Source organism: Streptomyces sp. NBC_00203 (assembly GCF_045206325.1).
Lineage (GTDB): Bacteria > Actinomycetota > Actinomycetes > Streptomycetales > Streptomycetaceae > Streptomyces > Streptomyces lutosisoli.
This window is the reverse complement of record NZ_CP108126.1, coordinates 1165987-1179739: the sequence shown is the minus strand read 5'-3', so window position 1 is coordinate 1179739 and position 13753 is coordinate 1165987. Positions and strand designations below refer to the sequence as shown.

The following is a 13753-nucleotide window of genomic DNA, read 5'->3' as shown; positions in this document are numbered from 1 at the left end:
TGTTTATGATCGAGGCGTCCGACCAGCTGAACCGGCGTCGGCGCGATGTGTAAGGAGCCCCGCCGTGAGCAGCCCCCAGCAGACCCGGACCGGCGAAACCCTCGATGTCGACCACAGTGACGCGGAGTACCGGGCCTGGCTCAAAGAAGCCGTCCGCAAGGTCCAGGCCGACGCCAACCGCTCGGCCGACACGCATCTGCTGCGTTTCCCACTGCCCGAGAAGTGGGGCATCGACCTGTACCTGAAGGACGAGTCGACCCACCCCACCGGCAGCCTCAAGCACCGCCTCGCCCGCTCCCTCTTCCTGTACGGGCTGTGCAATGGCTGGATCCGGCCCGGCCGTCCCGTCATCGAGGCGTCCAGCGGCTCGACGGCGGTCTCCGAGGCCTATTTCGCGGGGCTCATCGGCGTGCCCTTCATCGCGGTCATGCCGCGCACGACGAGCGCCGAGAAGTGCCGTCTGATCGAGTTCCACGGCGGGCAGTGCCACTTCGTGGACGACTCGCGCAAGATGTACGAGGAGTCCGCCGCGCTCGCGGTCGAGACGGGCGGCCACTACATGGACCAGTTCACCTACGCGGAACGGGCCACGGACTGGCGCGGAAACAACAACATCGCCGAATCCATTTTCCGCCAGCTGGAGTTGGAGCGTTTCCCGGAACCCGCGTGGATCGTCGCCACGGCCGGCACCGGCGGCACCTCGGCGACCCTCGCGCGCTACGTCCACTACATGCAGTACGACACCCGCATCTGCGTCGCCGACCCGGAGAACTCCTGTTTCTTCGAGGGCTGGACCACCGGCGATCCGGACGTCACCTGTGACTGCGGCTCGCGCATCGAGGGCATCGGACGGCCGCGCATGGAGCCGAGCTTCGTACCGGGCGCCATCGACCGGATGATGAAGGTGCCGGACGCGGCGAGCGTCGCCGCCGTACGAGCCCTGGAACAGGCCATCGGCCGCAAGGCGGGCGGCTCGACCGGCACCGGCCTGTGGAGCGCGCTGAAGATCGTCGCCGAGATGGTGGCCGAGGGGCGCTCGGGGAGCGTGGTGACGCTGCTGTGCGACCCCGGGGACCGCTATCTCGACAAGTACTACTCGGACGAGTGGCTGGCCGAACAAGGGCTGGACATCGCGCCGTACACGGCGGCGATCACCTCCCTGCTGGAGACGGGCGTCTGGCCGGCCTGACCTCGGCGGGGCGCTCATGACGTCGGGCGTGCGCGGCCTGTGGCGTCAGGCGTACATGACGTCGGGCGTGCGCGGCCTGTGACATCAGGCGTACGTGATCCGAGCGCGCGTCGGCTGTCGCGTCAGGCGTGAGTGGAGGCCAGCCGGCGGTCCAGCGCCATCACCGCGTCGCGGAAGGCGCGGCCCAGGCCCGCCCGCCCGAGCTTCAGGGCCAGCCGGAAGGGTACTGCGCCGTCGGTGGCGAACGTCCACTGGACGCGCGTGCCCTTCCCCGCCGGAGTCAGTCGCCACTCCTCGACCAGGGCGCGGGCCCCGGGCGCGTTCGTGACGTCCACCCGGTACGCGTACACCTCGGGCGCCCTGGCCGCGAGGACCGTCTCCTCGAAACGCGTGCCGCCCCTGAGCCGGACCTCGCGCCCGGCGCCGTCCTGGGTCGGCCGGGCCAGCGTCACGGCCGAGAACCACTCGCTCCAGCCGGACACGTCCTCGGCGAGCGCCTGGAAGACCGCCTCCGGGGAAGCCGCCACCTCCCGCGCGAACACCAGACGCAGCGGAGCGGTCTCGACGAAGTCGAGTCCCACCGGACGCAGACGGCGTGCCATGGGCAGAACCCCCTAGCGGGAACGGAGTCCCGGGCGGCAGTGGGTGGTGACCAGGGCGCGCCCCTGCCGTGGGTGGCGCGAGCAGCGTCACGGGCGGCGCGGGGACGCCCTGGAGGGCAGCGTCACCATAGCTGGCGGACCGTCAGATGTCTGTACCGTCTCCGGGCTCACCGGCCACCACCAGACGCCTCAGGTGTTCCGCGATCTCCGCGCGTGCCTCGGCCGGCAGCCCGGCGTCGGTGACCAGCGTGTCGACCTGTTCGAGCGCGGCGAACGAACTCAGGCCCACCGTGCCCCACTTGGTGTGGTCGGCGACCACGACGACACGCCGCGCGGACTGCACCAGCCGCCGGTTGGTCTCGGCCTCCGCCAGGTTCGGCGTCGACAGGCCCGCCTCGACCGATATCCCGTGGACACCGAGGAAGAGCACATCGAAGTGCAGCGCCGCGATGGCCTGATCGGCGACGGGCCCGACGAGGGAGTCGGACGGCGTACGCACCCCACCGGTCAGGACGACCGTGGCGGCGCCCTGCCGCTGACCGGAGGAACGCTGCGCCGAGTGGAACACGTCCGCCACGCGTACCGAGTTGGTGACCACGGTCAGGTCCGGCACATCAAGGAGCTGATGGGCCAGCGCGTACGTCGTCGTACCACCGGAGAGCGCGATCGCCGAGCCCGGCGCGACCAGCTCGGCGGCGGCACGCGCGATGTCTTCCTTGGCGGTCAGCTCCAGACCGGACTTGGCCTCGAAGCCCGGCTCGTGCGTGCTCGCCTCGACCACCGGCACCGCGCCGCCGTGCACCTTCTCCACGACGCCCTGACGGGCGAGCGCGTCGAGGTCGCGGCGGACCGTCATGTCGGAGACGCCGAGCTTCCGCGTCAGTTCGTTCACACGGACGCCACCGCGGCGTCGCACCTCGTCGAGGATCAGGGCACGGCGCTGCTCCGCGAGGAGGTTCTGATTCTCACTCACGCCCGCTCCGGTCCCTTCGCCGCCCACTGCCCGTCACTCCGTCCGAACCCACTCCCACGTGGACATTCTCCTTGTCCGAGGTCCTGAGGACGACCCATCCTCGCACGGGTCACCGACAGTCGCGCCACTGCCCGCACGGACACCGGGCCCCTTCGGTGCCATCACGTTCACACGTATCGGGGAGATTCCGTGACTACAGGTGTGCGCGACCCCCGGAGTGGAGATCCTTGTGCCTGCACATGACACACGCAACACGCGGCACGGGGGAAGTGCAGAACAGTGGAACGTGCACGGGAACATGCATCGACCGGGGAGCCCGACAGCCCCGCGCAGCGGCCCGAAGGGGCCGAAACCGCCCTTGAACTCCTGGTCCACGGAGTCGGCGGCACCACACCCGAGGAGATGCTGGGCGATCCACGGACGGTCCGGATCACCGGCGACGCGACGGCGGCGGTCTACCGGCGCGTCGACGACGCCGACGCGGAACAGCGTCCCGACGACCACCGCGGCGAGCCGGTGCGCGAGGCCTATGTGTGGTGCAACCTCACCTCGGGCAACGGCGCCCGCGCCCTGTGGCTGCTACTGCTGCCCTTCATGGTCGTCAACCTCGCGCACTGGATGCGCCCCACCACTCGAGGCCGTAAGCGGACGATCCGCCTGTACGGCCTGCTTGTGCGACTCGCCGGACTCACCCTCACGGTGCTGCTGGTCGCCGCCGCCTGCGAGGTCGCCCTCGACCTGACCGCCTGGCAGTGCGCGGGCACGCGCGCGTGCGCCCAGGAGCACTCCTGGCTGGGATTCCTCTCACCGGCCGGGTCCGGCGGCTGGTGGAGTCAACCGGGCCGCCGGCTCGCCCTGGCCTGCCTGGTGCCCGCCGCCCTGACCGGCCTCCTGTGGTACCTGTCCCACCGCACCTGGAGCGCGTACGAGTCGCAGCAGCCGATGTCCCGCAGGGCGGAGCCCGACGAGGAGACCGGACGCACCGGGCTCGGCCGGCCCGGTTTCTGGTACGGGCGCCGTCTGGTGGCCCGGCTGCGCGCCGCGCACACCGCCGCGGGCTTCCTGACGGTCGCGGCGGCCGTCGGGACCTCCGCCGCCGGCTACGACCGTGCCTCCGGCGGCCCCGCCGTACTCGACACGCTGGGCCGGCTCCTGGACGCAACTCTTGTCGTGGGCGCGGCCATTGTGCTGTGGGTGGTCTGCCGTCGCGGCCGCAGCGAGAACCGGCTCGACCAGGAACTGGACCAGACCCTGGTGCGCTGGCTGCCCATGAGCTCGATCGTCCTGCTCGCCCTGACCCTGGTGTACGCCGGGTGGTCACGGCCGGACTGGCACTCGGCGCGGCGACTGCCCGGCGACATGACGTTCGGAGCCATCGCCCTCCTCCAGTGCCTGCTTGTCATCGCGCTCGGCGTGGTCGCCCGCATCCTGTACCGCACCCGTCCCGACACGCGCACCGCGATGCGCGGCCTCGCCGGTCCCGCCGTCGCGATGCTCGCCTGTGCGCTGGGCGGCGTGATGTCCGGCGGGGTCTCCCAGCGTGTCGCCGACTGGCTGGACGGCACCCGGGACTCGATCCCGGGTCCGCCCGTCCTGCTGACCTGGCAGGCGTCCGTGATCCCTCCGCTGCTCGTCGTACTGCTGACCCTCATCGGATGGCTGGCCCGGCGGACCTGGCAACTGCGGAGCCAGGAGGTGGACGCCGTGGAGCTCGACTACAAGGGAGAGCCCAAGGACACCGCCCGCACCCGACGCATCGCGAGCACGCGCGCGATGGCCGCCCTCACCGACCGGGCGCCCCGCATGGTCGGCGTCATCTCGTTCGTGACGCTGCTCCTGGGCGCCGGAGCCCTGGCGGGTGCCCTGACGGCCGAGGAGCCTCCGGGCACGGCCGCGCAGGGGGCGTACGCCTTCGTCCAGGGCGCCGCCGAGACCGCGCAGGCGCTCGGATCCTGGCTGATCGGCTTCGGCTTCATACTGTTCGTCACCTGGGGCCGCCGCGCCTACAAGGACCCCGCCGCCCGCCGCACCATCGGCATCCTCTGGGACGTCGGCACGTTCTGGCCGCGCGCCGCCCACCCCTTCGCACCGCCGTGCTACGCCGAGCGCGCCGTGCCCGACCTGACCTGGCGCATGGTGACCTGGATCCGCGCCACCGGCGGACGGCTCGTGCTCTCCGGGCACTCCCAGGGCAGTGTGCTGGCGGCCGCCGCGGCCTGGCAGCTGAAACCGTCCGTACGCAAACGGGTCGCCCTGCTCACCTACGGCTCCCCGCTGGAGCGCCTGTACGGGCGCTGGTTCCCGGCCCACTTCGGCCCGGCCGCTCTCACCTCGCTGCACCGCGAGGTCGCCTGCTGGCGCAATCTGTACCGCCTGACCGACCCCATAGGCGGGCCCGTCCGGCTGCCCGGCGACTGCGGCCCCCAGGTCGACCGCGAGGCCCTCAAGGACCCGCTCGCCTACGGACGCACCGAGCGGCATCCGCTGCCCGCGCCGATCCTCGGCCACTCCGAATACCAGGCGGACCCGGCCTTCGCCGAGGAGCGTGAACGGCTGCTGGCGCGGCTGCGGCCGGATCTGCCCGGGCCACGGCCCGGAGGTGACGCTCAGGGCAGCTCCGGCAGATCCTCCGAATAGAGCAGGGTGAGGTCGTCCGTGCTCGGCTCGTCCAGCTGGGCGACCCGCCCGGCGTGCCGCTCGACCATCGCCTCGAAGGTCTGCCGGGCGGTGCGGCCGTTGCCGAACGCGGGTCCCTTCGGGATCGCCGTGAAGTACTTCAGCAGTGCCTCGGCCGCGCCCGGGGCCAGCCGGTACTCGTGCTCCTCGGCCTGCTGCTCCACGATCCGCAGCAACTCCTCGGGGATGTAGTCGCTGAAGGTGATGGTCCGTGAGAAGCGCGACGCCACACCGGGGTTGACCGAAAGAAACCGCTCCATCTCGGCCGTGTAGCCCGCGACGATCACCACCACCGCCTCCCGGTGGTCCTCCATCAGCTTCACCAGCGTGTCGATGGCCTCGCGCCCGAAGTCACGGCCCGAATCCTCCGGCGACAGCGCGTACGCCTCGTCGACGAACAGCACGCCGCCGCGCGCCCGGTCGAACGCCTCCTGGGTACGGATCGCGGTGGAGCCGATGTGCTCGCCGACCAGGTCCACCCGGGACACCTCGACGAGATGCCCCTTCTCCAGCACACCGAGCGAGGCGAGGATCTCGCCGTACAGCCGGGCGACCGTCGTCTTGCCGGTGCCGGGGGAGCCCGTGAACACCAGATGGCGCCGTACGGAGGCCGCCTTGAGGCCCGCATGCTGCCGGCGGCGGCCCACCTCGATCATGTCGGTGAGAGCCCGCACCTCACGCTTGACGCTCTCCAGGCCCACCAGCGTGTCGAGTTCACCGAGAACGGCCTTCGACGTGCGCGCCGGCTGCGCCGGCTCCGCGACGGCCACGAGCGGCTCCTGCTCGGTGGTGCGCTGGCCCGGGATCGCGCCCAGCAGGCTCGGTGACGGGCTCGACGTCTGTACGGCCGTCTCGTGCGCCGGGGGCCGCGGGCCGGCGCTCTCGTCGCTCGTGCAGTCCTCGACGACCGGGCCCCCGCCGGCGCCCTGCGCGGCGCCGTCCGCGAACTCGTAACCCCCGCGCGCACAACGCTCCGTACGGCACTTCTTCAGCGTCGCGCGGCAGCCGTCGATCACATGGAAGCCGTAGCCCCCGCTGTCCGTCACCCGGCAGTTGAGGAAGCTGCCCCGGCCGCCCGCCGATACGTAGAAGCCCGCCTCGGCCGGTGAGGTGACCGTGCAGCGCTCGATGGTGGGATCGGCGCCCTTGGTGACGATCACGCCGGTCTGTGTGCCGTCCACGGTGCAGCCGGACAGTGTGCCGCCGCTGCCGTGGTCGCGGAACCAGGCGCCCGTCGCGGCGTCCCGGATACGGCAGTCGTCCAGCTGTGCGGTGGCGCCGTCGCTCACCGAGACGGCGGTGTTGCGCACTTGGGAGAGATCACTGTCGACGACGTCCGCGCGCGAACCCCGGTCGAGCACGAACAGGGCGTCCGGGACGTCGTGCACCCGGCACGACTCGAGCACCGCGGTCGCGCCGTCGCTGACCCACACCGCGGGGTAGTCGCCCGTGCTGTCGAAGATCTCGCACTGGTTGGCGTCCACGCGTGTGCCCGGGTCCCAGACCGACAGGCCGTTGCGCCCGAACTGCCGCACGCTGGTGCGGGTCAGGGTGAGGACCGAGCGCGAGCGCAGATCGACCGCGTTCTCCGGGATGTCGTGGATACGGCAGTCGGCGAGCGTGAGCACCGCGTCCGTGTCGAGGGTGACGCCGTCCGCGGTCGTACGGTGCACATCGCAGTCGGTGAGATGAGCCGTGGCCCGCCCGGTGATCTGCACCCCGGAACCCTTGACCTCATACACCTCGCAGCCGACGGCCTCCAGCGACGAGTTCTCACCGGTCACCGACAGGCCCGCGCCGGAGGCGTGGTGCACCCGGCAGCGCTCCAGGCGCGGATGGGCGCCCCCGCGGACCGCGACGCCCGACTGACCGGCCGCGACGACCTCGCACTCCTCGAACACCCCACCGCCGCCGTCCAGTACGGCGATGCCGATACCGGCCGGATTGTCGACCGTGCAACGCCGCACGGTCGGACGGGCGCCTCCACGTACCTCGATCCCGGCCGCGGACCGTGTGACGATCCGCACGTCCAGGAGCTCCGGCGTGCCCTCCTCGACGAGCAGTGCGGGCGCGGCCGAGTCCTGGCCCTCCACATGCAGGTCCTGGACCACGGCGGAGGCGCGCACGGTCAGCGGCACCCCGTCCACCGGCGCGATGCGCACGGAGCCGGGGAAGCCCTCGGGGCCGCGCAGCGTCACCGCGCGCTGCACCACCAGGTTTTCCCGGTAGGTGCCGGGAGCGACGGTGAGCACATCGCCGTCTGCGGCGGCCTCCAGGGCGGCGGCCAGCGATGCGTACTCTCCCGTGCGGCGCCGCCACCGCGAGGTGCCGGTGTGCGTCACCTGGACCGTGCCCTGTGCCATGGCGCTGTTGTGCCCCCACCTCGTCGTACGCGGGTCCTGCGAGGCCGTACTGAAACCCCGTCGGGATCAAGGACAGCCTCTCACGACGGTGCCGAACAGTTCGGCCGGTCCACCGTAGCGTGCGCGGGGACGCCCGGTTGACCGGAGCGGAAAGGCTGTCAGCTGCCGGTGCCGGTCCTGCCCCAGTCGGGGCCGGCCCTGTCCCACGCCTGGTCCCAACGGGCATACCGGCGAAGGACCATGCGCCAGAGGATCAGCCGCCTGCCGCCCTCGACGAGTCCCGCGCACATCAGGGCCGCGCCGAACCCGGCCAGCACGGCGTGCGTCGTCGCGGTGGCACTGTCCAGCGGGCGGCCCACTATTCGGCCGTGCAGGTCGGTCCAGATCGTGAAGTGGTCCCCGTGGTGGGGGGACTTCAGGGGGGCTGTCACCGTGCCGTGCCGCGCGGTGCCGTCCGGTGCCGTCCAGTCGGCCACTACGCGGCTGTGGGCGTCCCGTACCGACGACGTCTCGGGGTCGGGCTCCAGAGGGCTGCGGGACAGCTTCTTGAGAACGGTGGCCGCCACCTCGTGGCGGGTCTGACGCTGCTCCCGCACGGACCGCTGCAAGGCGTCCTGGGCCGCGGCCCCGACGAAGGCGCCGAGGAGGGGCGCGGCGACGAGGACGAACAGGACGGCCGCCAGGGCCAGCCAGGCCTCGGCCAGATCGGTCGTGCGGCGCAGCGGATTGTGCCGCCAGCGCCAGAGTCCGCTGATAGCTCGCACCGTCCCGCACCCCCTTCCGCGTCCGTGATAACCCGCAGCGGAGCCGTTCACGCGAGAGCCCAGGGAAGAGAGAGCGAAATCACCCTCCCCATGGGCCTCTCATGAACTCCTCACGAAGTCTCAACGATCGTGCCCGCGGCCCGGGTTCCCTCCGTGAACGCCCATTCGCGGAACTGGATCGCACGGGCTATTCGAGGACCGTGACCGGATCGCCGACGCGCACCGTGCCGGGGGACTCGGGGACCAGGTTCTGTCCGAAGACCAACTGGCCGCCGAAGCGGCGGTGGCGTCCGAGGGTGCGCAGGGGTTCCTTGCCGCGCTCGGCGGAGTCCTGGTCGGTGGTGGTCACGACGCATCGGCCGCACATCCTGGCGACCCGGAAGGTGACCTCGCCGATGGCGATCCGGGACCAGTCGTCCTCGGCCCAGGCGGCGGTGCCGGACACGACCGCGCTCGGCCGGAAACGGTTCATCGGGAGTGGGCCCTCATGGGCGTGATCGCCTTGCGCGATCAAGGAGTTGAGGGCCTTCAGCGAGGCGAGTGTGGTGACCAGCAGCGGATAGCCGTCGGCGAAGCTGACGGTCTCGCCCGGGAGCGCGAAATCCGGGTCGACGGGCCGGCGCGTGGCCGGATCGTCCATGTGGACGAGGCGCACCTCTGCGCCCAGATAGTCGCTGCACCAGGCATGCGCGGTGGCGTCGGCGAGGACGGCCTCCACCTTGTCGCCGAAGATGTCCAGCGTCGTCGTGCCGACCGGCTCGGGCACGGGGACGTCCACCGGCTCACGGCCCTCCGCGGACAGCCGTATGCCGCCGCCGGGCAGCAGCTCGGCGGCGGCCAGTGCCAGACGTGGCTGCTGGCGCTGCGTGACGACCTTTCCCCCGTCGTCGATCAGTGTCCAGCGTCGGTCCCCGGCCAGCCCCCAGGGCTCCACGACGGCTTCCCGGAGTGACTGGCCCCGGAACGCCTTGACCGGATGGACATGGATCGAGTGCAGCTCCGCGTTCCCCATGACACCCATGGTGCCAGCAAGCACCGACAATCCGGTGCGAATGAGTCAGTAGCCGCGATACTGCTGGCTGTTGTACGGATCCTGGTAGGGAGCCGGAGCCGGGCGGGGAGCCGCGGGGCGCATCGCCTCGTAGCCGGTGCCGGCCGCCATCGGGCGCTGCTGCTGCGGCTGGGCGCCCGGGTAACCGCGCGGTCCCCCCGCCTGCTGCGGGATGTACGGCGCGGGGGCCTGCTGGAGCGGTGAGGGCTGCTGGGCCTGCGGGTAGCCGTACGAGGCCTGATGGGAAGGGCCGGCCGGCAGAGCGGGAAGCGCCGACGGAAGGGCGGGCAAATGGCTGCCCGTGTCGTAGGCGGCGGGAACCCGGATCGGAGCGATCTGAGGGGTGCCCCGCTCGGCGACGAGGGAGTCGTAGATCGGGGTGTCCTGGAAGGCGGAGTAGTAACCGCCGCCATAGGTGGAGCGGGGGGAGGTCATGGCACATAAGTTAAGCCCACGATGTGCTGGTTGGGGAGACCGATAAGAGGGTTGTTTTCCGTGTCGGCAGTGACGCGGGATCCCCAATGCGAGCGAACTCGGCAAAAAAGGACGCCAAAGAGGGTTCAGATCGTGTAAAGGCCGAGTTCCTGGCGGGTTACCGGCGGTTGACCATGGATCTTCCTGTGCGGGTCATGGGAGTTCGATGGGTCGGGGGATTAGGTTTGGCTCGGAGGGGGCCCGCGGACTGCTCGAGGCGTGGCCCGGCGCGGAGACACGTGATGGGGGCGTACATGTCAATGCCTAAGGGATCGAATGTTCCTGTCCCGACGACCGCGCTGCGCGTGGAATTGGGATGGCGTTCAGGACCCGGAGTACCCGACGCGGATGCCTCCGCGCTGTTGCTGGTCTCCGGAAAGGTCCGTTCGGACGGCGACTTCGTCTTCTACAACCAGCCGTCGCACTCCTCCGGCGCCGTGCGGCACGAGGGCAAACGGGACACCGGCGGCCAGGTGACCGACGCCCTGCTCGTCGACCTCACGCGCGTCGAGCCCGCGATCGAGACGGTGGTGCTGGCCGCCTCCGCCGACGGCGGCACCTTCGGACGGGTGCCGGGCCTCTACATCCGGGTGATCGACGCGCAGCAGGGCACGGAGGTCGCACGTTTCGACAGCGCCGACGCGACCATCGAGACCGCCTTCGTGCTCGGCGAGCTCTACCGGCGCCAGGGCGCCTGGAAGTTCCGCGCGGTCGGACAGGGCTACAGCAGCGGACTCGAAGGACTGGCCACGGACTACGGAATCACCGTGGACGAGCCGCAGCACGTGGCACCCGCCGCCGCGCCGCCCGCGCCCGGCACCCGCGTGCAGGGTCCGCCGCCCGTGGCTCCACCGGTGACCATGCCCGCGCCGGGGACGACGCCTCCGCCGGTCGCCCCGCCCGTGACGATGCCCCCGCCCCCGATGGCTCCGCCGACCGCCCCGCCCACGGCTCCTTCGGCTCCGGTGCGCCTGTCCAAGGTCACGCTCACCAAGGAGGCCCCCTCGGTCTCGCTCGCCAAGCAGGGCGGCACGTCCGGTGCCATGCGCGTGAACCTCAACTGGCAGGTGCGCAAGCAGTTCTCGGGATGGGGCAGCAAACGGGGCCGTGCCGTCGCGATGCACGCGGACCTCGACCTCGACCTGTGCGCCCTGTACGAGCTCTCGGACGGCCGCAAGGGAGTCGTCCAGGCACTCGGCAACGCCTTCGGGGCGCTGCACCAGCCGCCGTACATCTTTCTGGACGGCGACGACCGCACCGGCGCCGTGGACAGTGGCGAGAACCTGTCCATCAACCTCGACCACAGGCAGAGCTTCCGGCGCATCCTCATCTTCGTGACCATCTACGAAGGAGCGCGTTCCTTCGCCGACCTGCACGCCACGGTCACCCTGCAACCGCTGGGCGGCGCCCCGGTCGACTTCTCGCTCGACGAGTGCACGGTGCCCTCGACCGTCTGCGCCCTCGCCCTCATCACCAACAACGGCGGCGACCTGGTCGTCCAGCGCGAGGCCCGCTACCTGGTCCCCGAGCGCGGCGTGAGCCCGCAGCGCACCGTGGACTACGCCTACGGGTGGGGCATGAACTGGACCCCCGGCAGGAAGTGAGCGATCAGCTCTCTTCGAGCGCGGTGTCGGGGCGCGCGTAGGTGCGGCCCTTCCAGGCCGCGCCGCGCCCCCTGTAGTGCTGCACCGCGGAATCGACGGTCATGAGGAGGTACAGGAACGCGGTGACCGGCAGCAGCGGCGCGAGCCACAGGGGCTGCCGGTAGTAGCGGAGCATCGGCACATAGGTGACCGTCATCAGCAGCCACGCGAGCCCCCCGGCCGTCGCCGCCCACGCGTTTCCCGCGGCGAGGCCCACCGCGAGCGCCACCGGTGGCACCAGGTAGACCACGGCAAGACCGGCGACCGTCCCGGCGAGCAGCAGCGGGTTGTGCCGCAGCTGGGCGTACGCGCTGCGCGAGACCATCCGCCACAGGTCGTGCAGTCGCGGATACGGCCGCACGCTGTCCACCCGGTCGGCGAGCCCCAGCCAGATATGGCCGCCGGATCCCTTGACCGCCCGGGCGAGCGCCACATCGTCGATCACGGCATGCCGGATCGCGTCCGGAATCCGCGCCCGCTCGGCGGCATCCGTGCGCAGCAGGACACATCCGCCCGCCGCGGCCGCCGTCCGCGAGCCCTTCACCGCGATCCGGCGGAAGGGGTAGAGCTGTGCGAAGAAGTAGACGAAGGCGGGCACGACGAGCCGCTCCCACACGCTCTCCACGCGCAGCCGGGCCATCTGCGAGACGACGTCGAAGCCACCGGTACGCGCTGCCGCGACCAACTCGCGCAGGCTGTCCGGGGCATGGGCGATGTCCGCGTCCGTGAGCAGCAGGAATTCGGGTGCACGCGCGCGTGCCAGGCCGATGCCGTGGCGCACGGCCCAGAGCTTGCCCGTCCAGCCCTCCGGCGGCTCTCCCGGTGAGTCGACGGTGAGCGGCAGCCCCCCGTGCGTGCGGGCGAGCTCACGGGCGAGTTCCCCGGTGCCGTCCGAGCTGCCGTCGTCGACGAGGAAGACCTCCACCCGCCCGGGATAGTCCTGGGCGAGGAGCGACGGCAGGCTCGCGGACAGCACGGCGGCCTCGTCGCGCGCGGGGACGACGACGCAGACGGAGGGCCAGTCGTCCGGGTCCGTGCGGGCCGGCAGCCTGATGTCCGTGCGCCAGAAGAAGCCCTGGCAGAGCAGCAGCCACAACCAGGCGGCGAGTGATCCGGCGGCGATCCACACGATGGCGCTCACGGGCGCAGTCTGCCCCACCGGACCGACTCGTCGGAGCGCATCGTCTATCGTGACCGGGTGAAGATCGCGCTCATGGACTCCGGAATCGGCCTGCTTCCCGCCGCGGCCGCGGTACGCCGTCTGCGTCCCGACGCGGATCTCGTACTCTCCTGGGACCCGGACGGGATGCCCTGGGGGCCGCGCACGCCACAGGACATCACACGGCGAGCCCTGGCGGTCGCCGAGGCCGCTGCCGCGCACGGTCCCGATGTCCTGATCGTCGCCTGCAACACGGCCTCCGTCCATTCCCTGCCCGAGCTGCGTGCACGGTTCGAACCGGATCTGCCGATCATCGGCACGGTCCCGGCGATCAAACCGGCCGCCGCGGGAGGCGGGCCCGTCGCGATCTGGGCGACACCCGCCACCACCGGGAGCCCTTACCAGCGCGGTCTCATCCGTGAGTTCGCCGATGGCGTGGCGGTCACCGAAGTGCCCTGCCCGGGGCTCGCGGACGCCGTGCACCACGCCGACGAGGCGGCCACCGACGCCGCGATCGCCGCGGCCGCCGCACTCACCCCCGACGACGTGACGACGGTCGTACTGGGCTGCACCAACTACGAACTGGTCGGCGAGCGCATCCGCGCGGCCGTGCAGAAGCCCGGACACGCGCCCCTCATCCTGCATGGCACGGCCGGAGCGGTCGCCGCCCAGGCGCTGCGCAGGATCGGCGAGCTCCCGGACCCCGGGGCAGCCGCCGAGTCCCGCCTCACGGTCATGCTCAGCGGCCAGGAGGGCGTGCTGCCCGCGACGGCGCTCGCGTACGCGGAAGGTCGCCTCCTGTCGGCGGTCAGCCCGGCGCGCTGACCGACGGTCACTCTGCGTACGGCCATGGTCGGCC

At 71.5% G+C, this 13753-nt stretch carries 11 protein-coding genes; 4 read left to right on the top strand and 7 right to left on the bottom strand.

Annotation, left to right across the window (positions count from 1 at the left end):
• Window positions 1-64 precede the first annotated feature (64 nt).
• Window positions 65-1189 carry a PLP-dependent cysteine synthase family protein gene (locus OG975_RS05620; protein WP_369255809.1) on the top strand — a complete coding sequence of 375 codons (1125 nt, stop codon included), beginning with the start codon at window positions 65-67 and terminating at the stop codon, window positions 1187-1189.
• 122 nt (window positions 1190-1311) lie between these two features.
• On the opposite strand, the gene OG975_RS05615 is transcribed toward OG975_RS05620, so the two are convergent.
• Window positions 1312-1791, bottom strand: coding sequence for an SRPBCC family protein (locus OG975_RS05615; RefSeq protein ID WP_406327867.1), 480 nt, complete (start codon window positions 1789-1791; stop codon window positions 1312-1314).
• 142 nt (window positions 1792-1933) lie between these two features.
• Complete coding sequence (locus OG975_RS05610; RefSeq protein WP_330302699.1) at window positions 1934-2764, bottom strand: DeoR/GlpR family DNA-binding transcription regulator; 831 nt, start codon at window positions 2762-2764, stop codon at window positions 1934-1936.
• A gap of 279 nt (window positions 2765-3043) precedes the next feature.
• On the opposite strand from OG975_RS05610, the gene OG975_RS05605 reads away from it, so the two are divergent.
• Complete coding sequence (locus tag OG975_RS05605) at window positions 3044-5401, top strand: hypothetical protein (protein ID WP_406327865.1); 2358 nt, start codon at window positions 3044-3046, stop codon at window positions 5399-5401.
• Here OG975_RS05605 and OG975_RS05600 read toward each other — a convergent pair.
• From OG975_RS05600 to OG975_RS05585, 4 genes are all read right to left on the bottom strand, one after another.
• Window positions 5371-7803 carry a right-handed parallel beta-helix repeat-containing protein gene (locus OG975_RS05600; protein WP_406327863.1) on the bottom strand — a complete coding sequence of 811 codons (2433 nt, stop codon included), beginning with the start codon at window positions 7801-7803 and terminating at the stop codon, window positions 5371-5373. The genes OG975_RS05605 and OG975_RS05600 overlap by 31 nt on opposite strands.
• 158 nt (window positions 7804-7961) lie before the next feature.
• On the bottom strand, window positions 7962-8567 hold the full coding sequence (locus tag OG975_RS05595) for a hypothetical protein (protein WP_406327861.1): 606 nt from the start codon (window positions 8565-8567) through the stop codon (window positions 7962-7964).
• A gap of 187 nt (window positions 8568-8754) precedes the next feature.
• The gene (locus OG975_RS05590; RefSeq protein ID WP_406327860.1) at window positions 8755-9579 is read right to left on the bottom strand and encodes an MOSC domain-containing protein; all 825 of its coding nucleotides are present in this window, start codon (window positions 9577-9579) and stop codon (window positions 8755-8757) included.
• 45 nt (window positions 9580-9624) lie between these two features.
• The gene (locus OG975_RS05585) at window positions 9625-10053 is read right to left on the bottom strand and encodes a DUF6643 family protein (protein WP_406327859.1); all 429 of its coding nucleotides are present in this window, start codon (window positions 10051-10053) and stop codon (window positions 9625-9627) included.
• Between the two features lie 299 nt (window positions 10054-10352).
• Between OG975_RS05585 and OG975_RS05580 the strand changes: the two genes are divergently transcribed.
• Entirely contained in the window at window positions 10353-11696 is a 1344-nt protein-coding gene (locus OG975_RS05580) for a TerD family protein (RefSeq protein WP_406336160.1), read from the top strand.
• A gap of 4 nt (window positions 11697-11700) precedes the next feature.
• On the opposite strand, the gene OG975_RS05575 is transcribed toward OG975_RS05580, so the two are convergent.
• The gene (locus tag OG975_RS05575; RefSeq protein ID WP_406327858.1) at window positions 11701-12876 is read right to left on the bottom strand and encodes a glycosyltransferase; all 1176 of its coding nucleotides are present in this window, start codon (window positions 12874-12876) and stop codon (window positions 11701-11703) included.
• 57 nt (window positions 12877-12933) lie between these two features.
• Between OG975_RS05575 and OG975_RS05570 the strand changes: the two genes are divergently transcribed.
• Window positions 12934-13719, top strand: coding sequence for a glutamate racemase (locus OG975_RS05570; RefSeq protein ID WP_406327856.1), 786 nt, complete (start codon window positions 12934-12936; stop codon window positions 13717-13719).
• Window positions 13720-13753 lie beyond the last annotated feature (34 nt).